Source organism: Bacillus sp. SRB_331, assembly GCF_003264175.1.
Lineage (GTDB): Bacteria > Bacillota > Bacilli > Bacillales > Bacillaceae_G > Bacillus_A > Bacillus_A mycoides.
The window spans coordinates 18,531-41,666 of sequence record NZ_NADV01000046.1 but is presented as its reverse complement, the minus strand read 5'-3'; the positions used below and the strand labels follow the sequence as shown (position 1 = coordinate 41,666).

Sequence of the window (23,136 nt, the reverse complement as noted above, 5' to 3'; positions counted from 1 at the left end):
GAAAACTGTTGATTTTTTTGTGTTACTAATAAGAAACTGTCAATTGTATGGAGTTCTTGTTAGTTTCTAGCCAGAATTATAGTTCTTTTAGGGTGTTTTTTTAAATTTTATTTTGCAATAGAAATCTGTTGTGGTAGATAAACTTTTAACTAATGCAGATTGTTGATATGACATTAACAATATAGATAGCATTTCTCTATACGTATTGCTTTTAGATTATATATCAATGATAAACAAAGGGTGAAAACCATTGAATTGCTGTCGTCATTTATTATTACGATTAAATTTTAACTATGTTTTGATAGTATCGAAATATTTTCAAGGATAGATCATCACTAGATTCAATTCGAGAAAACCGTCACAGAAGAAAATTTTCACCAATATAGAATTTAAAATCTTGAAAGCTATAAACTCTTTTCCTTTTTTGATACATTATTGTTAATGTTATATCAATATCAACTAGAATAATATTGATAACAAAAGAAAACAAGCGCTTAACATGTTAATCTCAGGTTATATGTCAATGATAAACAAAGGGAAAACTGTTGATTTTTTGGTGTCATTAATAAGAAACTATTAATTGTATGGATTTCTTGTTAGTTTCTAACCACAATTATAGTTCTTTTAAAGTGTTTCCTTTTTATTTTTCAATAGAAATCTGTTGTGGTAGATAAATTTATAACTAATGCAGATATGGAAGACCCAAGATCTGCATCTATGCGTATTTCAACTACTTAATTGTTAATGTCATATTGGTGTTAAATACGAATTATTGATATGAGATTAACAATATAGACAGTATTCTTCTCTATGTGTTGTTTCAGACTATAGGTCAATGATAAACAAAGGGTAAAAATCATTGAATTACTGTCATCATTTATTATCCCGATTAAATTTTTAACTGTGTTTTGATGGTGTCGAAACATTTTCTAGGATAGCTTGTCACTAGATTCACTTCGAGAAAACTGCCACAGGAGAAAAAATCAACCGATATAGATTTTGAAATCTTGAAAGCTATAAACGTTTCTTCTTTTTTGACACCTTATTGTTAATGTTATGTCAATCTTAATCAAAATGATATTGATAACAAAAGAAAACAATCATCTAACATGTTAATATCGGTTGACATATCAATAACAAATAAGAGATTAAAAATCGGTTATCTTTTCATCGGTATCAACATGCGATTGATAGTTTCATGGTGTTTCTTTTTTTATGTATTACTAGCATTGAAACATTTTCAAAGGTAGTTTATTAATTAACTTACTTACTTCCTTCCTTACAATCCGTTGCAATGGACTAATATTCAACTAATATAGATCTTGAGGTTTAGATAGGTACAAACATTTTTGATAAGTACCAGATTGTCAATGTTATGTTAATGTTAATCGATGGATGCCAGTGATAAAGTTGGTGCGCCTTATTTGACATGTTAATCTCAGTTGATATGTCAATGTCAAATGTGGGTGAGATGTATTGATTTTCTGTTGGTATCAACATGAGATTGATAATTATATGACTGTTTTATAGTCCTTGTTCTAAATTGTTTTTAAGTAGGACTAGTTAATTTTGAACAAAATATAATGTTATGATGTTTGTTTACAAGAAATAGATTATGGTCAATAAGAATTCACTTAATAGCGCAATTAATTGGTTAGTAGAGAGTATACTGTACCAAAAAAGGTAAGTAGAAAAACATTAGTGAACGGTTAATAAGGGGTACCCTTATAGCTTGGTAGATATAGATTGCTAAAATAGTATCTAATTCCGAAGAAGTTCTCGCTTCAAAAGGTCCAAAAGGGGTTAAGCAGTGAGTTGCCCATGTATAATTATAGTGTGGAGTTTAATAATATTATAAGATTATTTGATTAAATAAAGAATATTATAATTAACCTCTAGATTAAATAAAGAATTTTTAGTATATTCTTATTATAACTTGTTAATTTTTTTATTTTCTAGTGATTACATAAAGCCCTTCGGGTTACGGATTAAATTACACGTTTGTGTGGTATTTAACCTCCGTATTCCAAAGGGCTTTTTTATTTGATCAAGGGAAAAGGAGATATGTGATGTCAATTGAAAAGTTAGCAGCGAGTAGAATATTAAGGCCAGTGAGAAGCATGAATAAGGGGAGTAATGAGAGATGGTTTGAATATTATAGAACAACGTGCCCTATATGTGGTAAGCAAGGATGGTGCATGGTTAATGATTCTGAAACTAAAATAATATGTGGACGAATTTCATCAGAAACAGTATTCGGGGAAGCAGGCTATTTACATATAATAGCTGAAGATCAAAAAAGGGGATATGACTTTTCTCAAGATCAGATGATTAAGGAACATAGGAAGAAAAATGATTACACCCTTGATATTATTTACACTTTATTCCTAGAATTTTTAGACGTGCGAGATGAACATATTAAAATGTTAATGGGATCAAAACGTAGGATTACAAGAGAAGTAATAAATGTTAGAAATTACAAAAGTTTTCCTATTAAACCTTGGGATACTACGAAAGAGCTAATAAAAAAAGTAGGGGGGAAAACAAGCTATATTGTTGGAATTCCAGGATTTTATGCAAAAGAAACAAAGGATGGAAGATATTTCACGTTTGCAGGAAGGAGAGATTCTTTATTAATACCGCAGAGAAATATATATAATCAGATATGTGGTTTTCAATGTAGAATTGATAATCCTGAATATATGACAGTTGTAAAAAATCATAAACCAAGCTTTAAGGCAGAAGTTATTGAGCAACCCAATACTATAGAGGTGACCTATAAAATCAATGGGAAGATAGAGTCTATATTTAAAGGTAAAATCGATGTTAAAGAATGGTATGAAATTAATTATGAAGGTGAAAAATTAGGTGAAGTACAATTAAAGTTAGAAAGTAAATATATTTGGATCAGCTCAGGTGGGAAATTCCATGGAACAGGAGCTGGGAACCCATTGCCAATACATGTAGCAGTACCTAGTCGAGAGTTGAAAAGTTTGGAACGTGGAGAACTAATAAAAAAGGATAATGTATGGATTTCAGAAGGGAGTCTAAAGTCTGATATTTCTGCTGAAAACCTAGAGGAGCTTCTAACAAATGAGGAAAAAGTAATGTATGGTACCACAGTTGTATCAATACCTGGGGTTAAAGTATGGAGAATATTAATTGAACCATTAAAAAAAATGGGAGTTAAACAGGCGACGTTCGCTTTAGATATGGATATGATTACAAATTCAGATGTTCAGCGGTCGTTATTAGAATGTGCGCAAGCGCTTTATCAAGAAGGGATAAGTATTAATTATGCAAGTTGGGATATTAATCTTGGAAAGGGTCTAGATGATTTACTGTTAAACGATTATATTCCAGCAATAGAGAAAGTGAGATAAACGCTATTTAAATTGTAATAAGTTAAAAAACATATTAATAAGCGATAGAAATGATTAATTACTTTTTTACACCATAACTAGAATGATTGTTTTTTATAAAATCGAAATTTCTATGTTAATTATACAAAAATTATATATGAGATTCGAGGAAATATAAATTTGGAAGCTTTAAAGGTAAATTTATTTTTTACTCTTTCTAAACGGATGTTTTGTATAGAAGAATACAAAACATCCATTATTTTATACGTGTTCTTGATAGTCATCAGGGTTTAAATTGTATATAAACCTTGATGATTATCAAGATTTATATAAATATAATTAGTTTAATCATAAGGAAATGATGGATATTTTAATATCTCAGTAATTTTTAAAATTTTCGGAATAACTTGTTTTACATTTTGTTATAATCCTATATCATATACATACAGGATAAATTTGGAAGAGTTTTAAGGTGAAGTTTCGTATCTATGTAATATCGATAGTAGTTTTAAATGACTAAATAATACTATTCATGTATACGAGGTGAAACAAATGGGGAGACGAGTAAGCGAGAAGAAAACAAAAGAGCAGTTTTTATATGAAAGAAGAAGACAATTAGAAATAATGGAAGGTATTAGTAGCATCTGCAAAGGATGCGATATTTATATAGAATTGAGAAAAACGAAAGCACATAAAGAAGTTGCCAATACATGCGCAAGGAATTGTAAGTTGATTAGTAACGTACAAAAGGAGACAAAGATGTTTTTAGAAACAATTCGTTAAAAATGAGAAGGGAGGAATAGGAATGAATCAATCATATAGCAGCTTGAATCGCGATGAGTCATTAAATAAAACTATAACACAAGATTCTAATGCAAGAAGTATTAAGCCAATGGCTAATCTAGAAGGAAACACTTTTAAAATTAAGGGAATTGGGAATTATAAGGTACTATCAAAACAAGAAAGTTTAAAATTATTTCAGCGGTACAAACATGGTGAAAAGGATCTACGTGATTATTTGTTTCATGTGAATGTAGGACTAGTATTATCTATTGCAAGAAAGTACAAAAACAAGCACCCTGATATAGAGTTTGATGATCTGGTTCAAGAAGGTAATGAGGGAATGTTACGGGCAATGGAAGATTTTAATCCGGCTTTAGGTTATTGCTTTTCCACGTACGCTTTTTGGTGGATACAAAAAAGTATGTTAGGAATTATATGTAAAAAAAAGTCTGGGCCTTTTAAAATCCCTAATTCTGTGAATCAATTTAATTTAAGATATGTCGAGTTAGAAGATAAATATCTACAAATGTACAACAGAACCCCTTCAGTGGAAGAAGTAGTAAAAGAGTTAAATGTAACTAGCGAAACAGTCATTAGGCACAACGTATATTATAAGCGAGCTACTAATATGACTTTGGATATAGATACAATAAATGAAGATATAGGTATATCAAATCCATTCTATGATGATAGTTCAGCAATTCCGTCAACAAATGAGATGGTAATTGAGGACTTAAATTACGAGATATGGTTAATATTTGATGAAGTATTAAACCCAAAGCAAAAGATGGTACTAAATCTATGTTTTGGTCTTCTAGATGGTAAAGTGTATTTGCATAAAGAAATTGCAAAAGCACTTATGATAACAACTGAAAGAGTGTCACAAATAAAGGATGAAGCAATTAACAAATTGAAGAAATGTGACTATAAAGATGAAATTTTTAATCTACTACATGAAAAGTTGAAAGTAATGGATGAACTTAATATGGCGTGAAAATATATATTCATATTTATCGGAATATACAGTATAATGAGCGAATTGTATCTTTTTCTATCTAAAATCTGGATACAAAGTGATGTATTAAGGGTATAACATGCACTTCGAACTACTCACCACTTAACGTCCTTACGGACTGTTTGAAGTGGGAGATTCCTGCGAACACCGATGTATCCACCGGTTATCTTAGCATGCTCTGCCCGTAGTCCCTACGGTGAAAACATAAGTATCTTGTACGTTGACTCACCACGCTTCCTACTTTAGCTTGGTTTTCGCAACTTCGGCAAACGTGGGGCGCAAGAACGTTGAAGATATGAGGTTGGTTGCAACATTTTTCTGCAACCAACCTCATATCTTCAGTTTTCAAAGAGCAATGTGTAAAAGTATATGGTAGCAAACATGTTGGCATATGCCAAGCGACATTCATCTCCCGCCTAAAATTGGTGTTTCACACTTTCACATTTTGAGGAAGTAGTTTTCTGTCGGAAAACGATAAACTCAATAGATGATAAATAAAAAGAAGGATANNTATCCTTCTTTTTATTTATCATGCTTAAAAAAATAATATTATCTCTAATTTCCCTTAGTTTTTCTGTAGAAATATCTCATGATTAAATATGAAGGATGAAAAATTTAATTACTCTCATTAATGAGGTACCAATAGAAAGGAGGCCATTGTTGTTATATGCAAAATAATAGAAAAAGAAACGTAATTAAGGAAAGGATTAGACAAGAAAAAGAACGACGAGAACGATTATTAGCAGAGGAAGAAGAACAATATGAGGATATCTATAAGGATCCTGTAAGTGAGCAAATGTATCAAGAGTATTCAGAACAACCGCTGGACCAACGTGAAGAAAGTGTAAATGTAAAAACACCTAAAAATGAATTTTCAAATAGTAATCCAGCTCTTGATTGGATTACTACAATTCAAAAACAGGCAAGCACTTCTGAAAGCGATTTTAATATAGAACAACCAGAAGCAGAAGAAGGTAGAAAAGCAGAGGAAGAAGCAAGGAAACGTAAAGAAGCGGAAGCACGTAGAAAAGCAGAAGAAGCAAGAGAACGTGAAGAAGCGGAAGCACGTAGAAAAGCAGAGGAAGAAGCAAGAGAACGTGAAGAAGCGGAAGCACGTAGAAAAGCAGAGGAAGAAGCGAGGAAACGTAAAGAAGCGGAAGCGCGTAGGAAGGCGGAAGAAGAAGCAAGAGAACGTAAAGAAACGGAAGCACGTAGAAAGGCGGAGGAAGAAACAAGGAAACGTGAAAAAGCAGAAGCACGTAGAAAGGCCGAGGAACAAACAAGGAAACGTGAAGAGGCAGAAGCACGTAGAAAAGCAGAGGAAGAAGCAAGGGAACGTAAAGAAGGAGAAGCACGTAGAAAGGCCGAGGAAGAAACAAGGAAACGTGAAGAAGCAAGGGAACGTAAAGAAGCGGAAGTACGTAGAAAGGCAGAGGAAGAAGCAAGGGAACAGGCAAAAGCACAACGGAAAGAAGAAGAGAAAAAACTTGAAGAAGTAAGAAAAAGAAGATTAGAGGAAGAAAAGAAAATAGAAGAAGCTCAAAAGAGACAAAAAATAATTGTGGCTAAAAGGGAACCAGAAAGTGATGAAATTAATTTAAATAAGGAAAGAAATCTAGCAAATGTAACTAAATTTGAACAGGATGAGAAAGTAGTAATCGATAAAAAAGGAATCTTAAATAATATGAAAAAATATAAGTACGCTATTATAGGAGTCGCATCAATTGTTTTATTAGTAGTAGCAGGTTTTGCCCTTAGCAATATGAAAAATTCACAGGCTGCATCTGCAAATAATGTAAATAGTTTGGAAGTTAATGCAAATTTAATAAATGGATTAAGGTTATCTGCAGTTCAAAAATATCAAGATGCTGCCTTGGAATTTGATAAAGTCGATTATAAAAAGTTAGGAAAAGAAGATAAAAAGGCAGTTTTATTTACGTATCTATTAAGTGGTAAAGCACAAAAGGCAATTGACTTAGAACAAGATTTTGCAGAATCAGTAGTTTCATATTATATAGCTGTAGATAATTTGAAAAAAGTAAAAGAATTAAAAACAAAAAATCCACTAATTAATTTTGAAATTGCTGCATTAGATAACAAACATGAAGAAGTTATCAAATTAAGAGATCAAGTGCCACTAGATGGCAGAAGAGAAGGAATTATTGTTAATAGTTATTTGAAATTAAATAAATCTGAGGAAGCTAAAAAGTTTGCTCAAAAGGTTGGAAATAAAGATTTATTTGAAAAAATTAACAATTCTGCACCTAATAGCTCTGCTACATCTGTAGCAACTATAAGTGCAGGTTAAGTAATGGGGAGGAATTGATTGTGCCTTTAGATTATTCGAAAATTTTTAAGAAAGTTTTACTTGCAACTACTGCTACTACCTTAAGTGTTGGGGTAGTTTCAGGCTGCTCGCTGTTTTCTTCGGAAAAAGAGAACACCAAAACAGCATCAGTATCTAAAAAGAAAAAAGATAGTGAAAAAGAAAAGAAGAAAGATGAAAGTAAGAATGAAACAACTGAAAATTTAAATACTAATGATTTTGATGAAATCATTGATAATGCAAAACGTAGCTCAGATCAAAATTTAGCCGGAATCATTGAAAATAACAAAACCAAAAAGAAATTTGATGATTTAACTGATTCAATTGCGACCGCGGCTATAAATTCAGATAGAAACTTAGCATCAGTTATTGACGGTGATAAATCAAGTAATCGTTTTTCAGATTTAAATACTTCAATAGCATTAGCAACAAACAATCCTTCTGTCTCGGATAATAAGGATAGTAAGAACTTTGTATTTGGTGGCGATCTAAACATCAATGATGGAGTTGCTATTGCAGATAATTCAATACCTCCAGTTAATAATGATAAAAAGCCACCAGCTTCTGGAGATTCTAGTGGCGGAGGAGATACAAAACCACCAACAGGCAGTGATGGTAATAATGGCGGAGAAAATACAAACCCACCAACAGGCGGCAATGGTAACGATGGTGGAGGAAATACAAAACCACCAACAGGTGGCGATGGTAACGATGGTGGAGGAGGTACAAACCCACCAACAGGCGGCGACGGTAATGATGGTGGAGGAGGTACAGAACCACCAACAGGCGGCGGTAACGATGGTGGTACAACAAAACCAGAAAAACCTGAAAAAGATACTGTGGCACCAGTAATTACAGCGAAGCAAGGTGTGACAGTACATGTCGGAGATAGTCTAAATGCAGGAGACTTAGTAGAAGTAAGAGATAATAAAGACCCGAATCCAATAGTAACAGTGGGAGCGTACGATACAAGTAAGGCAGGAGAAATTCAAGTAACAGTAACGGCAACAGATGCATCAGGAAATAGCTCAAGTACAACAGTAACTGTTAACGTAGTTGAAAAAGAAGAGGAAAAAGATACAGAAGCACCAGTAATTACAGCAAAACAAGGTGTAACAGTACATGTAGGAGATAGCTTAAATGCAGGTGATTTAGTAGAAGTAAGAGATAATAAAGATCCGAATCCAGTAGTAACAGTAGGAGCGTATGATACAAGTAAGGCAGGGGAAATTCAAGTAACAGTAACGGCAACAGATGCATCAGGAAATAGCTCAAGTACAACAGTAACCGTTAAAGTAGTAGAAAAAGATACAGAAGCACCAGTAATTACAGCAAAACAAGGTGTAACCGTAAATGTGGGAGATAAATTAAGTCCAGAAAGTTTAGTAAGTGTAAAAGATAATAAAGATCCAAACCCAGTAGTAACAGTGGGAGCGTATGATACAAGTAAACCAGGCACAATATCAGTTCAAGTAACGGTAACAGATAATGCGGGTAACAGTTCAACTGCAACAGTAACAGTAAAAGTAGTAGAAAAGGAAGAAGAGAAGGATACGGAAGCACCAGTAATAACAGCGAAGCAAGGTGTAACCGTACATGTAGGAGATAAATTAAGTCCAGGAAGTTTAGTGAGTGTAAAAGATAATAAAGATCCAAATCCAGTAGTAACAGTAGGAGCGTATGATACAAGTAAGCCAGGCGCAATATCAGTTCAAGTAACGGCAACCGATAAGGCAGGAAATAGCTCAACTGAAACAGTAAATGTGGTAGTTCTTGAGAAAGAAAAGCCAGAGCAGAAATCAGAGCAAAAGCCAGAGCAAAAGCCAGAACAGAAAACTGCAGGAACAACTTCTAAAGAGCAGGGTAATGGATTACTTGCATCAAATTCTAATGATGTAGCTAAATAAGATTTTAGCGGAAATTTATAATAGCGAAGATTTTAGAAGGTTCATCTATAAGTTTTTGTATCAGTCGAACTTAACTAATCAAAATTATATTGTAAAAAGCTCCGACTGTCCTACAGTTGGAGCTTTTTTATATGTTTAATTAATTGTATTAAAATTTCATAAATTTATCATTTTAGCCAAGAAGACTCCTTCTTCAAGGAACGCGAAGTGAGTAGGTGGGAGATGAATTGGCTTCGGACAAGAGATGGCAGGAAGCCATCTTAATTGTTCGACATACATAAACTGTTACTTCACTATCTATCGAATGTATGTTTGTTGTATAATAGACATATGCCGAACTGGAGGTGAAATGAATGATGATTAATAAAGCATATAAATTTCGTATCTATCCAAATAAAACACAAGCAACCCTAATTAATAAAACAATTGGCTGTTCTCGTTTTGTATTCAATCATTTCCTATCTCTATGGGATAACGCATACAAAGTATGGTACATGCTCTGCCAAACTTCCTGCCATGAAGAAAGAGTTTGTTTGGCTCAAAGAAGTGGATAGTATTGCGATTCAGTCATCTGTTCGCAACCTTGCGGATGCTTATACATGCTTTTTCAAAAAACAAACTAGTGCCCCGCGTTTCAAATCTAAGAAAAACAACGTACAATCTTACACTACAAAACAAACAAATGAAAACATTGCCATTGTAGGAAAAAAGATAAAGTTGCCGAAACTAGGTCTTGTTCGATTTGCCAAGAGTCGCGAAGTAAAGGGACGTATTGTAAATGCTACGGTTAGAAGGAACCCTTCTGACAGATACTTTGTGTCATTGTTAGTTGAAACAGAAGTGCAAGAACTTCCGAAAACACAATCTTACATTGGAATGGATGTGGGACTAAAAGATTTCGCCATTTTGTCAGATGGAACAACCTATAAAAATCCGAAGTTTTTTCGATCATTAGAAGAGAAGTTGGCGAAAGCACAGCGTGTTCTTTCTAGAAGAACAAAAGGATCTTCTCGCTGGAATAAACAGCGAGTAAAAGTGGCTAGAATTCATGAATACATGGCAAATGCTAGAAAAGATTACTTGGACAAAATCTCAACTGAAATCATCAAAAATCACGATGTTATTGGTATAGAGGATTTGCAAGTATCGAATATGTTAAAAAATCATAAGTTAGCAAAAGCAATTAGTGAGGTATCATGGTCACAGTTTCGAAGCATGTTGGAATATAAAGCAAAATGGTACGGCAAACAAGTCCTTGTCGTATCGAAAACATTTGCTTCCAGCCAATTATGTTCTTGTTGTGGATATCAAAACAAAGACGTTAAAAATCTAAACCTACGTAAATGGGACTGCCCTTCTTGTTGTACACACCATGATAGGGATATTAACGCAAGTATAAATCTAAAGAATGAAGCGATAAGGCTTTTAACCGCAAGGACTGTGGAGCTAGCCTAATAAATTAGAGTTCGATAGAACTCTTTACTTAGGAATCCCCCTCTTCTAAACGAAGTGAAAGTGGGGGTAGTTCAATGAATGGTTTATAGCGTAAAATTACCTTACCTTCAATATTATTCAAAGATATAAATCCTATTTCTTTAAATCTGCTGTCTAAGCTTTCTTCACGATTATCCCCTAATACAAAAATTGTATCATTCGGAACCCTTTCGAAACCATAAATATTTTTCAATGAAAAATCAGCTGTTTTACCTTTTGAGTATGCATCTTTTACCTGAAGTCCATTTATATAAAGCTGCTGTGATTTATATTCTATTGTATCTCCAGGTAAACCAACTACTCTTTTTATAATTGTTTTTTTATTAGAAGTGTTTTCTAGGGGGGAATTAACAACAACAACATCAAATCTCTGCAGATCTTCTATTGAATTGGTAAAGTGATTAATCAAAACCTTGTCATTATTAAATAAGGTGTTTTCCATAGAAACTCCAGAAACTTTATATGGAAAAAAAACGAACTGTCTTAGTAACAGTAAGGAAACACCAATTAGAAATATTAATATTGGAAAAACAGAAAGTAGACGTTTTTTCAATTGTAGATCAAACTCCATTCTGAGGGTTTATAGTATTCATCATAACATAAAATTAACAGATTAAATATTCTGAAGATTGTTGTTTTTACAGGTGTAATTTGTTAAAATTAAGTATACCTTTTTTAAATTTCAATTTTTTATATCAATAACTACTGTAGCCCTTTCGGGGTTTCGATTTTCAAAGATAGTTTAAGTTTTTTACTTTTACTTTCTTTTTAAATACAACTCCGAAAAGGGCTTTTTTGCGTTTTTTGGAGAATATCACATTGTGAAAGGATGAAGGTTTTATGAAGATTAAGAGATTATTTTTAGTGTTAGGCGTTTTAGCTATGATGTTTGTTTTTTATAACACCTTTATAAAGGATGAACCTCAAACAGATGCATTAACTCCTGTCAAAGTAGGGGATTTGAAACAAAAAGTTCAATACGATTATTTGTTTGAAGATGAATTATCACAAAATGTGATTAACGACTTAGGAGGGCAATTCAAATTAATATTTGATGATATTGATAAGAACGGCTACTTAACCATTTATCAAAATAAAAAAGAACTAGAAATGTTTTTAGGAAATCATGTAACTACTACAGAATTAGCTGATGAATTTACATCGGACTATTTTAGTACAAATAAGAATTACAAAGTTACTTATAAAAGTAAACCAAGTCTATTTAATTATGAAAGACCAAGAACTGTTACAAAAGTAAAAAAAGGATTGTTTTTGGTAAAACAAAACGACTTAATTCTGGAATTTAAATATGTACCAGAAATAGATGGATTTCGTATTTCTGAGATTACATATTTAAAATAACAAATTACTTGGAGGAATTCACTATGTTACAAATTAGAACTTTGATTGCTGATGCTTTAAGAATTGATGAAGAAGTGAATAGTTTTTTGAAATATTGTAATAATCAAGGGAAAATAGTTAAAGAAATAAAACCAAGTGGGATCATTAATCGTGAATATGATCAAGGCCAACCACTTGTAACCGTTATGGTTGTTTATGAAGGAATAAATTAACTGCAGTTATGAAAAAGGCGAGGATCAATTCCTTGTCTTTTTTATTTTCTAAGAAGGGTGGATATATCGACTATGAAAATAATAAAAAAAGTGGTCGCCTTTAATTACAAATATAAAGACGTAGAGGAAAAACAGGTAGCACTTGAGATACTGGAATTCTATATTCATCAAAATTGTAGTGTGATCTACAGCATAATTGATGACAGATTGAAAAAAATAAATAATAATCAGGCTTTCGAATTATTAGAAAGTGTAAAGGTATCAAAGAATTTGATTTGTTAACTTGAGAAAGTTAAATAAAAGAATTAATTTTCTGAATTGAAAGATAAATTGAGCTTCATTGTGATATAATTTAGTTGCATTTTTTTCTTTTTTATATCACAACTACGTATAACCTTTCGGGTTAATGAAATTACACAAAAAGGAACTTTATGTTGCTTTATTTTATTGTGTAAACATTTCATTTTCCTGGAAGGTTATTTGTTTTTGCCTGAAAGGGGTGATGCTATGTCATAGGAACTAATTATTAAATAGAAACTGCTGCTGCAATGTCAAAAGTTTTTCGAAAAGGGGTGCATATTATGTTGGTTACAGTAATTGTGTCAGTTGTGGCTGGTATGGTCTCAGGATTGGCTAGTCATTACATCACAAACAAAAAGTTTTTGTTGCCTCGTAAGAGCAAGCTTGCATTTCACCCGGGTTTCTTGGGAGAGATGTTTGTAGGCAGTATTGCTTCACTCGTTGGTGTTGCAATGTTTAACCCTGAAACAATGATGGATATTCTTAAGGTGAGTATTCTTGCTGGGATTTCAGGGCAAGCTTTCCTGCTGCACAATCGCTTGGCAACGGAACAAGTAAAAACCGACGAGATTCAGTCGATTTCAAAGAAATTGACCGAACTCGAAAAAAAGAATAAGGAATAAAAGAGGAGTAATCTGGTATAAATAGAAATAGAGAGATGAGGAGATTTGGTTATGTAACGGCCAAATAAAGAGAGTTGAGTTGAGGTGAGCCCGATGTCTCGAAAGGAAGTTTTTGATTATCTAGATGATCAAGAAAAGGAAGATTTAGCAGAATGGACAGAAGAGCTTAAGAATGCTCAATCTACGAAAGCAGTTAAACTTTATTCAGATAAGATAAAGGAACTGCTAGGAAAGATTGAACAACGAATGATTAATTCAGGAGAGGAAGCAGCGACGGTTAGCTTCTAATTGAATAGTAAGAAAAAGAAAAGCTGATGGAGATTTTATTATCCATCAGCTTTTCTTTATTATTTGAAATTCTCTAAGAATAAGAGAACATGGTTGATTAGTTTTAAAAAATTAAGAGGAGTGTTTATAATGAGTACAGATTTATTACAACAACTATTAGAGGTTGATCAAAAAGCAAGAGAACAAGAAAGAGTTCATTTAATGCAAAACTTTTTCAATTTAGGTGTTTCAGTTGAAATCATAGCGGAAGCAACTTCAGTAAGTGTAGAGTATGTAAAAAGATTAGTTAATAATTAAATAATAAATGTTTAAAGTTAAAAAAGTTGTTTAATTCTTTGTTTTAAAAACTAATTAAATATAAGTATTGAGTCAATGTATTCATCTCAAAGCGTAAAAAAGACACAATGGAAAGTGTCTTTTTTTACGTTGACATGCTATGAAAGAAAATGTAGTGATTAATCATAGTTTGTTGGACCCTTCTTGGTTGATATTAGTATAACATTATCATCGGTGATTTTAAATATAAATATGCATATATACGATTTTTATTATGTTATGGTTAGAGTCATGTTTTTTGTTCTTATATATAGTGCATAATTTGAGATTGTATAATGTCTTTCCATAAATCCTCCCTCATTGAAGTAGAAGGAACATCTATACTAGGAGACAAAAAATAAAAAAGGAATATTTTAATAATATAACCAGATTTTATAGTAAAATAGGTCTCATGGTATGAATGTACGTTTTAGATATGAGCTCAATGGACTATATGCTTATAGAATTGAGAAAGAACTTAAAACAAATAGGTTGTATATTTTAAGACAGTAATGCTTCAAGCAGTATAGATGGCAATGTCAATAACTTAAATGATTTAAGATTCACACTATATAAAAGTTAAAGTATACGACTAAGGAAAAGAGGGATTTGCAGTGTGCTGCATATTCAAGAATTAATCTTACGTAGGGAGTGCTTATATGAAAAGCATGAAAAATGTAATATTGCTAGTAGTATGTTTCATATTTTTAAGTGGTTGTAATTCAAAAAATGAAGCTGAGGTACAAGAGTATATAAAAGAAAAGCACGGAATCGATGTTGATATAACAGAATGGGGCTCAATAAACGAGAATAATTTTGGTAACACTTACCATACCGTGCAAGAAAAAGATAACAAATATCTAAAATTCCGAGTAAAGGTACAAGGTTTCCTCTATTCATCTATAGTAGGTGATGAATACAAATATGGGAAAAAAACATATGAGGAATATAAGAAATTCCAACCAACTCTAGAAGAAATTAAAAAATTAGGGTACGTGGAAACTGAAGAGGAAAATGCTCTTCAATATATATTAGATAATGATAATCCAGAAGAAGGAAGCCCGAAAGATGAATTGCTATTAACTTTGAAAATGAGCAACGAGATTGACTTTAGTAAATTGGATTCCGTAGAATTAGATCGTTTATATGCTCTATTTCAACTCATTCAGAAGAATAATAAAAAGATAACAGAACTAGAGATTAAGGATCAAAATGGTAAATCTTTAGGTGGACCTTTTAAAAATGTACAAAATATAATAACAAAAGAAGAATTGTTATTAACAATGAAAACTACGATGTCAGATGCCATAAACAAATATTGGGAAGGTTGGATTAGAACGCACACCAAAGTAGTAGAAAGATTATATGAATTGCAAAACGATCGATTTGCAATTAAAGGTATTACTTATATAAGTTCGGATCATGAGGGACTTCGAAAATATATAGTGATTTTAAAATTTAATAGCGACGGTATATTTGAAAACAATCCTCCTTTAATAGAGGATTTAATCAAAGTAACCACAATACTTAAAGAAGAACTGTATAATAAAAATTATGCCATAGATTTAACCAATAAGACTGGAACATTATATACAGCTTGGTTATCATCAAAAGAAATTAAAGAAGCGAATAACATCGAAGATCTTGTAAAAGAGAGGTTTCCTACGAATTAAATGTAAAATCCTATTCATGTTTGTTATTTGATCTGAAAGCATGATATATCGAAGTCTTAACCTATACCCATCAACTTTAGAATTTTATAACACCTCAGGCTGAAAATCCCGTGTGTTTTTGATAGAAAACGGCTTGTTTTTCGCTTTGGGGTGTTTGCTTTTCTTAGGTTGATGGTGATGTAGTGTTATACTACGCCAATTTTCATGATAATCCTTTTAGAGTAATTATCAATTTTTAAACTGATGTATATAGGAGACCACTCCATATACATCAGTTTAAAAACATAAAACACTTTATTTATCAAGTTAATTTAATTTGCATCCGCATCCGCATAGGAGGGAGTGGGGATTCTAAACACTTGTTAGAATATTAATTACTTCAATCGTATTCCTTCGAATGCATTTATTACCAAGTCATGCACATAGGAATCATCTAACTTTTCACCAGTTACTAGCAACCGATAGAAAATTGGTCCGTAAATGAGATCGATGCTTAAGTCAACATCGAGGTTTTCTTTTAATTCGCCTCTTTTAATTCCCTTCTCCAGAAGTTGCTTTGCTTGCAGGCGACGTGGATGGAAATATCGAGCACGATATTCTTCTGCTAGTTTCGAATCAAATTGACCTTCGCCAACTAACTCAGTAATAATAGTGCCTTCTCGACTTATTAAAAAACTGGCTAAACTTGTGGCGTGAGTTAAGATATCAGTCAATGCTGAACCTGTGTCAGGTACAGGTAATCTGGCAGCAGCAGCAGAAAGAAAACCATCCATTACCACAGCAGCCTTATTTGGCCACCATTTATAAATCGTAGCTTTGCTAACTTTAGCACGGTCTGCAATTTTATCAACTGTGACTGCTTTAAAGCCACTTTCCAGTAATAACTCATAGGATGCAGAAAGGATAGCCTTTTGGGTTTCGATATTACGTGGTCGACCTCTTTTACCTTGCACATTAATCATTCCTTTCAAGAACATAAACTATACGTTTAGTATACTTAATATGAACGGATAATAAAATAGCCTATTTACAAAACTGAACGTTTAGTATATATTTTTAGGTAATTAATAAACTGAACGTTTAGTTTATTAATTATCTAGCATCTTATAATGGTAAGGTCTTTAAACAGGTTTCCAAATCCACAAAGTGAATTACTAAAAAAAAATTTAGAAAAGGAGAATAAAAAAGTGGGAAAATTGGATCTTTTGAAAGAAGAACGGAAAGTAGTTCAGGCTCAATTTAGAATAATGGTAGTGCAGTAGTTCTTGCCAAGGCGATTCAGTAATTTTGAAATAAAAGTATGGGAGGAAATAGATATGTCTAATTTTAAAAAGAAAGCAATTAATAAGGAGATTTCATCGGGTTTAATCATTCTTCTAGCAACTGCATGTGGTATTATTGTGGCTAATCTTTATTATGCCCAGCCTTTAATTGGGGTAATTAGTAATGTAATTGGGCTTTCTAATAGTAGCGCTGGATTAATTGTAACACTAACACAGATTGGATATGTTGTTGGCTTACTATTTCTTGTACCTTTAGGGGATATTGTTGAGAATAGAAAATTGATAATTATATTGTTATTTCTAAGTGCAGTTGCTCTAACTGCCACAGTTTTTGTAAAGAGCGCAATCTTGTTGTTAGTAGCTTCATTCTTTATCGGATTGGGGTCGGTTGCAGCGCAAGTGCTCGTACCTTTTGTATCATATCTTTCATCGGAAGATGCACGCGGTCGTGTAGTTGGTAATGTCATGAGTGGCCTGTTATTAGGTATTATGCTTGCGCGTCCGATATCTAGTCTAGTAGCTGATATCTGGGGATGGAATGCAATATTTGCTTTATCTGCTACTGTAATTATTGTCTTGGCGTTTGTATTATTGAAAGTACTCCCTACTAGGAAACCAACGGAAAAAACAAATTATACTGCCTTACTTAGTTCAATGTGGCAACTACTACGAACTACTCCAATTTTACGCCGTCGCGCAATTTATCATGCTTGTGTATTTGGGGCTTTCAGCTTATTCTGGACCACTGTTCCATTATTATTGTCTAGTCCTGCTTTTCATTTTTCTCAGACTGCCATAGCATTATATACACTTGTCGGAATTACAGGTGCAATAGCCGCTCCAATAGGTGGTCGTTTAGCTGATCTTGGCTGGACACGACCCGCCACTGGAATAGCTCTCACTGTTGTTATTATTTCTTTATTACTACCACTTATTATTCAAAGTAGTTCGCACATCGGAATAGCTGTTTTAGTAATTGCTGCAATTCTGTTGGACATGGGAGTATCTGCAAACCTTGTGCTTAGCCAACGTTTAATTTTCTCGTTGAGTCCAGAAATTCGTAGTCGATTAAACGGGCTATTTATGGCTATTTTCTTTTTAGGAGGTGCTGTTGGATCCTTTATTGGTGGATGGGCATACGCCTTAGGCGGATGGAGTCTAACATTATGGATAGGAATCGCTTTTCCGATCATAGCCCTTCTTTATTATTCTACAGAGAAATAGATTTATAATTGAATTTTAGCAGTCCAGATTTGTTTGAATGCTTATTCATTGGTATGTCCGAGTTTTATAGATTAATGGCGGTTATTTTTTAAGTTTGATTTTTTGTCTCTATCGCTAAAAGAGGATAAAATTCGCCATTTGACACTCCCACTGACGTTAGTCACCTTGTGGCTTTAGCCGTGGGAGTGTCAATTGAATCGTACTTATAGTAAGAGCTATAGGAAAACTAATTTTATTTTTAAATCTATCTTTTACGAATTGAATGAAACTCTGCCCAGGATAGAGTTTCTTAAATAGCAACAAAAAAGCAAAGGTGGAAGACCAAGATGATATACATAGCATTACATCAAAAATCCAAATTGGAAAATCCAATAACTTTATGATTCCTACAAGAAGAAAAAGTGGCCAAAAAATAATATTGGTTAATAAAATAAAACTTACAACTGGTTTTTTCAGTTTTTTATCTCCATTCACATACAATCCCACCTTAAGCTAAATTTAAAAGGTAAAATAATACTGAATTTCCTTTCTATTATAGCAGTATTTTTTAGGAATATTACTAGTCAATTTACAACTCCTAGCTCCTGCTAAGGCCCTTTCTATATTTTATAAATTGCACCATGAGTATAGACATATTATAATAATCCCTAATTACATAAAAGAGGTGTAGAAAATGAATAAAACAGAATTAACAAAAGTAGTGGCGGATAAAGCAGAACTTACACAAAAGGATGCTGCTACAGCGACACAAGCTGTATTAGACGCTATAACAACAGCTCTTGCAAATGAAGAGAAAGTACAGCTTCTTGGATTCGGTACATTTGAAGTACGTGAAAGATCTGCACGAACAGGTCGTAACCCGCAGACAGGTGAAGAAATGCAAATTGCTGCTTCAAAGACACCTGCATTTAAAGCTGGAAAAGAATTGAAAGAGGCAGTGAAATAAGTATACTAAGTGAAAAAGGATCTGATACTCATATCGGATCCTTTTTATTTGTAACACAGCAATTTCTAATTTAAAGTGTAAAAGGACAATAAAGCTATTAAATTTTTAAAACCAAAAACAAGCATAACCCCGTTCTAATTTTAGGACGGGGTTAAAATATAGTTGTTTCTGTAGTGTTTTAAGAAAAGAATGTACTTTTTAATAGTCTACATGCTACTGAATTAAGTCTATACTTCTTTGTGATAATTCAACCTAAAATTCTATTCTTTATTTTTTTTAGTTGCGTAATCACCATAAAAGTAAGTGTCATGTAAATCATCATATTTAGGAGTTGCTATTATGGTATATTCACCATTTTCATCGACTTCAAACAAAGCTACATTATTATATTCCCATCTCACAAAATGATCTGGATTTGAATCATCTACTAACATATCTATGTTGTATATCCCTTTTGTTAATACTCCACTTTTTTGAAAGTCCTCAATTAGATCTTTTGCCTTTGGAATAGGATGTTTATTTTTATTTATATCAAATTTAAATAGAAAATTCACCACACCTACATACCTGCCATTATAATTTTTACGTCGGGGGTCACTTGGTATTAATGTAGGTAAAAGTCCGGTAGTATCAATCTTTTGAGTCTTTTTAAAATTATCAATTAGCTCTTGAGAATCATTTATATTAAACTCAATGTTATCATAAGGAAATATACGAATAGGACCATTTTCTTCTGGGTCTGTTTTATCAGGATATTTTACTAACCCATATTTTTTTATGACCTGTTTCATCACTTGAACTACTTCTGGATGTTGCTCAATATATGCGCCCTTGAATTGTTGGAAATAGATATCGTCACTTTCATCTTCTAAAATTTTAAAGGTATATTTTTCAATCATTAGGAATGGATACGTTCGATATGGCTTTTTAATTTCTACATAAGTTTGATGGCCAATCCCATTAAAAGTATTATCTGTCCGAATAACAGAAAACTCATCTTGTATTCCATAGTTTGTTTTTAAATATTCTTGTATTGGTTGATTCAGATCGTCTTTAGAGAAATTAGAGAAACATCCACTAAGAATTAGGAGTGGTGTACTTACTAAGATGACTTGAATGAATCTTTTAATACTCTTCATTTTTCACCCTGCATTTCTAAAATTTTATTAATATTATAACACTTACATCCGACTAAAATGGCACGTTGGTTTAAGTACACTTCTTTACAGTCTTAGCGAAAAGACCTTATTTTAAATTAAACAACTTTATTATCTCTGTACGGGTAAACAATAAGAATTAAATTTCGGCTATGGTTTCCTTTAGGATTTGTAGTAGTATTTTAGGACTTTGCATACATTATATCAGTTGATTTTTCGATATGTTGGGTAGTTTTGTTATTCAACTAACTGATGCAAAAGTAATTTAAGAGTTGCCATTGTAGTTCTTTTTCTTATGCAGCTAACGGTGCAGTTTAGTGGAAGGAGGATTTTAATTTACTATGATGAAGAATGTAATCAAGATAAAATCTAAGAAGGAGGTTTAAATGCTATAAAAAAAAATTTGTAGAATGAATGTAAGGGAGGAGAGCAGACGTGGAAATCACAACAGAAAGATTAATAATTAGACCTTTTAAGAGTACTGATTTAAAGGATGTATTTGCTATTTATAATAATGATGATACATGTAAGTTTCTATTACATAATAAGTGGACTCATGAAGATATGCAGAAAAAATTTAATAAGAAGCTAGCAAACAATGTACTCACTAAAGAATCACTATTAAGTTTGGCAGTTATATACAAGACTAAAGTAGTTGGTGATTTATCCGTATGGTACACGGATATGAAAGACACTGTTGAGATTGGTTATAGTTTTCTAAATGAAGCAGCTGGGAGAGGTTTGGCAACAGAAGCAGTAAGTAGTTTGGTATATAAATTATTTAATGAATTTAATGTACATCGTATACAAGCTAATCTTGATGCACGTAATACAGCTTCACAAAAATTGTGTGAACGAATAGGCATGAGAAAGGAAGCCCATTTCATACAAGATTTTTGGAATAAAAATGAATGGACAGATAGTATTGTATATGGAATGTTACCCTCCGATTTGTAGTAATAGACTTAGTGATTTTATTATGCTAACGGGTGCGTTAGTTGAATAGCAAAGTGCATAACATATTATATATGACTAATATGTTATGCACTTTAAGTTATTAATCTTTTTTTAATTTAGATCTTAATAATATAAAAAAGGTTAAACTTTATTCAAAATGGTACGACTTTTTTATAAACAGTGTAAAAAGACAATATAGCTATTAAATTTTAAAACCTAAAACAAGCATAACCCCGTTCTAAATTTAGGACGGGGTTAAAATATAGTTGTTTATTTTCGATATAAGTTACTTAACTGTACTCAAAAATATAACAATAAAGTCGTTTATTAGGGGTAGAAAAACATATATTTTAGTCAAATCCAATAAAGTAATTCCACCTAAAGTTCTATTTTATATTTTTTTAGCTGCGTAATCACCATAAAATAAGTGTCACGTAAATCATCATGTTTAGGAGTAGCAATTATGGTATATTTACCATTTTCATCGACTTCAAACAAAGCCATATTATCATATTCCGATCCCACATAGGAGCGTTCAGGATTTGAATCATCTACGCTCATATCGATATTGTATATTCCTTTTGTTAATACTCCACTTTTTTGAAAGTCCTCAATTAAATCTTTGGCCTTTGGAATAGAATGTTTATTCTTATACATGTCAAATTCAAATGAAAAATTCACCACACTTACATATCTCCTGCTATTATATTTTTCACTTTTGGGATCACTTGGTATTAATGTAGGTAAAAGTCCAGTAGTATCTATTTTTGGTTCTGGTGCAAAAATAAACCAAAAGAGAATAAAGCACATATATTCCTAACGGAATCGTATCTTATTTTGCAAGTCCAAACAATTGATGGATGAATTCTTTTTGATTTTGGACAGACTGGTTCCGTAAAGCAATCTGTTCTTTTTTAATCATATGCATGGCTTCTACTCCAGAAAGAATGGATGTAGCTGTGTCAAAAGATTTAAGACCTAGCGTAGAACGGATTTGCTTCTTTATAAAGCGATGATCTTGTTCTACTATGTTATTCAAGTACTTTTGTTGTCTAAGTCGCATACCGTTAGGTATGCTTTTTTCTTTTTTCAACTGTTCAATTGCTATCGGATAAGCTGGGTTCTTATCGACTGTTATCACACGTGGCTTTGAAACATGAAAAGACCGCAAAGCTTTCTTGAAAAAGCGCTTTGCAGCCTTATGATCTCTTGCTTTGCTTAGGCAAAAATCGATTGTGTTTCCGTTCGAATCAACAGCACGATACAGGTACATCCATTGACCTGTTACTTTGATATATGTTTCATCGACTCTCCAAGAGTCATTTATTTGTTTGAGGTAACGTCGGATCCGTTTGTCCAATTCAGGACCATACTGATGAACCCAACGCATAATCGTTGTATGAGAAATGGATAAACCCCGTTCCTCCATCATTTCCACCAAATCACGAAAACTTAGGTTGTACCGTAGGTACCATCTTACCGTTAATAAGATAATATCAGGCTGATAGTGCTTCCATTTGAACCAATTTTTCTTTTCCATACCGATCACACACCTTTTTAGAGTAAAAGTATCAGTATGTCCAAGTTTGATAGACTATTTTCATATACTTCAAAGTTTTTGCACCAGAACCTTTTCGGTAGTTATATAAAAACACCATCCCTTCCTATGATTCTACAGAAAGATTAGCATATTTTTTCATTTTAGGAGGGAACTTTGTTTTGTTAGGTTGATATGGATGGGGCGGGACCTCCTTCTAGTTTTGGATGCTCATTTGCTTTATCTATTGTAAATAATTTTGAGTCCGATAGATCTCTTACTCTTGGCGTAAAATTAAATCCTAATAAATGGGTAAATCCGAAAATCTATACTGTGTAACTGACTGTGTCTGTATACAACAATAGGACTTTA

The 23,136-nt window shown here is 32.6% G+C and carries 18 protein-coding genes and 4 pseudogenes; 15 read left to right on the top strand and 7 right to left on the bottom strand.

Annotated features, from left to right (window positions below; genetic code table 11):
- Nucleotides 1-2,069 precede the first annotated feature (2,069 nt).
- The 6 genes and pseudogenes from B5P42_RS27005 to tnpB all read left to right on the top strand — a co-directional run bounded on the left by B5P42_RS27005 (nt 2,070) and on the right by tnpB (nt 10,848).
- On the top strand, nt 2,070-3,383 hold the full coding sequence (locus B5P42_RS27005; RefSeq protein ID WP_113735663.1) for a DUF3854 domain-containing protein: 1,314 nt from the start codon (nt 2,070-2,072) through the stop codon (nt 3,381-3,383).
- Nucleotides 3,384-3,914: 531 nt separating this feature from the next.
- Nucleotides 3,915-4,145, top strand: a complete 231-nt coding sequence (locus tag B5P42_RS27000; RefSeq protein ID WP_000533697.1) for a hypothetical protein — start codon at nt 3,915-3,917, stop codon at nt 4,143-4,145.
- A 22-nt stretch (nt 4,146-4,167) separates the two neighbouring features.
- Nucleotides 4,168-5,139, top strand: a complete 972-nt coding sequence (locus B5P42_RS26995; RefSeq protein WP_113735662.1) for a sigma-70 family RNA polymerase sigma factor — start codon at nt 4,168-4,170, stop codon at nt 5,137-5,139.
- A gap of 688 nt (nt 5,140-5,827) precedes the next feature.
- Nucleotides 5,828-7,468, top strand: a complete 1,641-nt coding sequence (locus B5P42_RS26980; RefSeq protein WP_113735660.1) for a hypothetical protein — start codon at nt 5,828-5,830, stop codon at nt 7,466-7,468.
- Nucleotides 7,469-7,488: 20 nt separating this feature from the next.
- A complete protein-coding gene (locus tag B5P42_RS26975; protein ID WP_113735659.1) occupies nt 7,489-9,393 on the top strand; it encodes an adhesin in 1,905 nt (634 codons plus the stop codon).
- 353 nt (nt 9,394-9,746) lie between these two features.
- Nucleotides 9,747-10,848: pseudogene (gene tnpB, locus B5P42_RS26970) on the top strand (IS200/IS605 family element RNA-guided endonuclease TnpB).
- Between the two features lie 28 nt (nt 10,849-10,876).
- Here tnpB and lepB read toward each other — a convergent pair.
- The gene (gene lepB, locus B5P42_RS26965) at nt 10,877-11,440 is read right to left on the bottom strand and encodes a signal peptidase I (protein ID WP_258397548.1); all 564 of its coding nucleotides are present in this window, start codon (nt 11,438-11,440) and stop codon (nt 10,877-10,879) included.
- A 287-nt stretch (nt 11,441-11,727) separates the two neighbouring features.
- On the opposite strand from lepB, the gene B5P42_RS26960 reads away from it, so the two are divergent.
- The 6 genes from B5P42_RS26960 (at nt 11,728) to B5P42_RS26935 (ending at nt 15,660) form a co-directional block, all read left to right on the top strand.
- On the top strand, nt 11,728-12,249 hold the full coding sequence (locus B5P42_RS26960; protein ID WP_113735657.1) for a peptide ABC transporter ATP-binding protein: 522 nt from the start codon (nt 11,728-11,730) through the stop codon (nt 12,247-12,249).
- A gap of 23 nt (nt 12,250-12,272) precedes the next feature.
- Nucleotides 12,273-12,461 carry a hypothetical protein gene (locus B5P42_RS26955; RefSeq protein ID WP_000939326.1) on the top strand — a complete coding sequence of 63 codons (189 nt, stop codon included), beginning with the start codon at nt 12,273-12,275 and terminating at the stop codon, nt 12,459-12,461.
- Nucleotides 12,462-13,042: 581 nt separating this feature from the next.
- Complete coding sequence (locus B5P42_RS26945) at nt 13,043-13,384, top strand: DUF4257 domain-containing protein (protein ID WP_000961795.1); 342 nt, start codon at nt 13,043-13,045, stop codon at nt 13,382-13,384.
- Between the two features lie 93 nt (nt 13,385-13,477).
- On the top strand, nt 13,478-13,672 hold the full coding sequence (locus B5P42_RS26940; protein ID WP_000087397.1) for a hypothetical protein: 195 nt from the start codon (nt 13,478-13,480) through the stop codon (nt 13,670-13,672).
- 129 nt (nt 13,673-13,801) lie between these two features.
- Nucleotides 13,802-13,969, top strand: a complete 168-nt coding sequence (locus B5P42_RS32145; protein WP_181458836.1) for a hypothetical protein — start codon at nt 13,802-13,804, stop codon at nt 13,967-13,969.
- 677 nt (nt 13,970-14,646) lie between these two features.
- On the top strand, nt 14,647-15,660 hold the full coding sequence (locus tag B5P42_RS26935) for a hypothetical protein (RefSeq protein WP_113735655.1): 1,014 nt from the start codon (nt 14,647-14,649) through the stop codon (nt 15,658-15,660).
- 374 nt (nt 15,661-16,034) lie between these two features.
- On the opposite strand, the gene B5P42_RS26930 is transcribed toward B5P42_RS26935, so the two are convergent.
- A complete protein-coding gene (locus B5P42_RS26930; protein ID WP_081086050.1) occupies nt 16,035-16,622 on the bottom strand; it encodes a TetR/AcrR family transcriptional regulator in 588 nt (195 codons plus the stop codon).
- Between the two features lie 354 nt (nt 16,623-16,976).
- On the opposite strand from B5P42_RS26930, the gene B5P42_RS26925 reads away from it, so the two are divergent.
- Nucleotides 16,977-18,167: an MFS transporter gene (locus B5P42_RS26925; protein WP_113735654.1), complete on the top strand. Its 1,191-nt coding sequence runs from the start codon at nt 16,977-16,979 to the stop codon at nt 18,165-18,167.
- A gap of 183 nt (nt 18,168-18,350) precedes the next feature.
- On the opposite strand, the pseudogene B5P42_RS26920 reads toward B5P42_RS26925, so the two are convergent.
- A pseudogene (locus tag B5P42_RS26920) lies at nt 18,351-18,641 on the bottom strand (CPBP family intramembrane glutamate endopeptidase); the annotation flags it as partial.
- Nucleotides 18,642-18,840: 199 nt separating this feature from the next.
- On the opposite strand from B5P42_RS26920, the gene B5P42_RS26915 reads away from it, so the two are divergent.
- Nucleotides 18,841-19,113, top strand: a complete 273-nt coding sequence (locus B5P42_RS26915) for an HU family DNA-binding protein (protein ID WP_113735653.1) — start codon at nt 18,841-18,843, stop codon at nt 19,111-19,113.
- 260 nt (nt 19,114-19,373) lie between these two features.
- On the opposite strand, the gene B5P42_RS26910 is transcribed toward B5P42_RS26915, so the two are convergent.
- Entirely contained in the window at nt 19,374-20,252 is an 879-nt protein-coding gene (locus tag B5P42_RS26910; protein ID WP_113735652.1) for a hypothetical protein, read from the bottom strand.
- 453 nt (nt 20,253-20,705) lie between these two features.
- Between B5P42_RS26910 and B5P42_RS26905 the strand changes: the two genes are divergently transcribed.
- Nucleotides 20,706-21,227 (top strand): GNAT family N-acetyltransferase, encoded by a 522-nt coding sequence (locus tag B5P42_RS26905; protein WP_113735651.1) that lies wholly within the window; start codon nt 20,706-20,708, stop codon nt 21,225-21,227.
- 391 nt (nt 21,228-21,618) lie between these two features.
- Here B5P42_RS26905 and B5P42_RS26900 read toward each other — a convergent pair.
- The 3 genes and pseudogenes from B5P42_RS26900 to B5P42_RS26890 all read right to left on the bottom strand — a co-directional run.
- Nucleotides 21,619-22,010: pseudogene (locus B5P42_RS26900) on the bottom strand (hypothetical protein); the annotation flags it as partial.
- A 49-nt stretch (nt 22,011-22,059) separates the two neighbouring features.
- Nucleotides 22,060-22,767 (bottom strand): IS6 family transposase, encoded by a 708-nt coding sequence (locus B5P42_RS26895; protein WP_113735650.1) that lies wholly within the window; start codon nt 22,765-22,767, stop codon nt 22,060-22,062.
- 212 nt (nt 22,768-22,979) lie between these two features.
- Nucleotides 22,980-23,120, bottom strand: a pseudogene (locus B5P42_RS26890) (Tn3 family transposase); the annotation flags it as partial.
- Between the last annotated feature and the right edge of the window lie 16 nt (nt 23,121-23,136).

Bases quoted from the DNA above. Each gene is read 5' to 3' on its own strand.
- B5P42_RS27005 (WP_113735663.1), top strand. From the start codon at position 2,070: ATGTCAATTGAAAAGTTAGCAGCGAGTAGAATATTAAGGCCAGTGAGA.
- B5P42_RS27000 (WP_000533697.1), top strand. From the start codon at position 3,915: ATGGGGAGACGAGTAAGCGAGAAGAAAACAAAAGAGCAGTTTTTATAT.
- B5P42_RS26995 (WP_113735662.1), top strand. From the start codon at position 4,168: ATGAATCAATCATATAGCAGCTTGAATCGCGATGAGTCATTAAATAAA.
- B5P42_RS26980 (WP_113735660.1), top strand. From the start codon at position 5,828: ATGCAAAATAATAGAAAAAGAAACGTAATTAAGGAAAGGATTAGACAA.
- B5P42_RS26960 (WP_113735657.1), top strand. From the start codon at position 11,728: ATGAAGATTAAGAGATTATTTTTAGTGTTAGGCGTTTTAGCTATGATG.
- B5P42_RS26955 (WP_000939326.1), top strand. From the start codon at position 12,273: ATGTTACAAATTAGAACTTTGATTGCTGATGCTTTAAGAATTGATGAA.
- B5P42_RS26945 (WP_000961795.1), top strand. From the start codon at position 13,043: ATGTTGGTTACAGTAATTGTGTCAGTTGTGGCTGGTATGGTCTCAGGA.
- B5P42_RS26940 (WP_000087397.1), top strand. From the start codon at position 13,478: ATGTCTCGAAAGGAAGTTTTTGATTATCTAGATGATCAAGAAAAGGAA.
- B5P42_RS32145 (WP_181458836.1), top strand. From the start codon at position 13,802: ATGAGTACAGATTTATTACAACAACTATTAGAGGTTGATCAAAAAGCA.
- B5P42_RS26935 (WP_113735655.1), top strand. From the start codon at position 14,647: ATGAAAAGCATGAAAAATGTAATATTGCTAGTAGTATGTTTCATATTT.
- B5P42_RS26930 (WP_081086050.1), bottom strand. From the start codon at position 16,622: ATGATTAATGTGCAAGGTAAAAGAGGTCGACCACGTAATATCGAAACC.
- B5P42_RS26925 (WP_113735654.1), top strand. From the start codon at position 16,977: ATGTCTAATTTTAAAAAGAAAGCAATTAATAAGGAGATTTCATCGGGT.
- B5P42_RS26915 (WP_113735653.1), top strand. From the start codon at position 18,841: ATGAATAAAACAGAATTAACAAAAGTAGTGGCGGATAAAGCAGAACTT.
- B5P42_RS26910 (WP_113735652.1), bottom strand. From the start codon at position 20,252: ATGAAGAGTATTAAAAGATTCATTCAAGTCATCTTAGTAAGTACACCA.
- B5P42_RS26895 (WP_113735650.1), bottom strand. From the start codon at position 22,767: ATGGAAAAGAAAAATTGGTTCAAATGGAAGCACTATCAGCCTGATATT.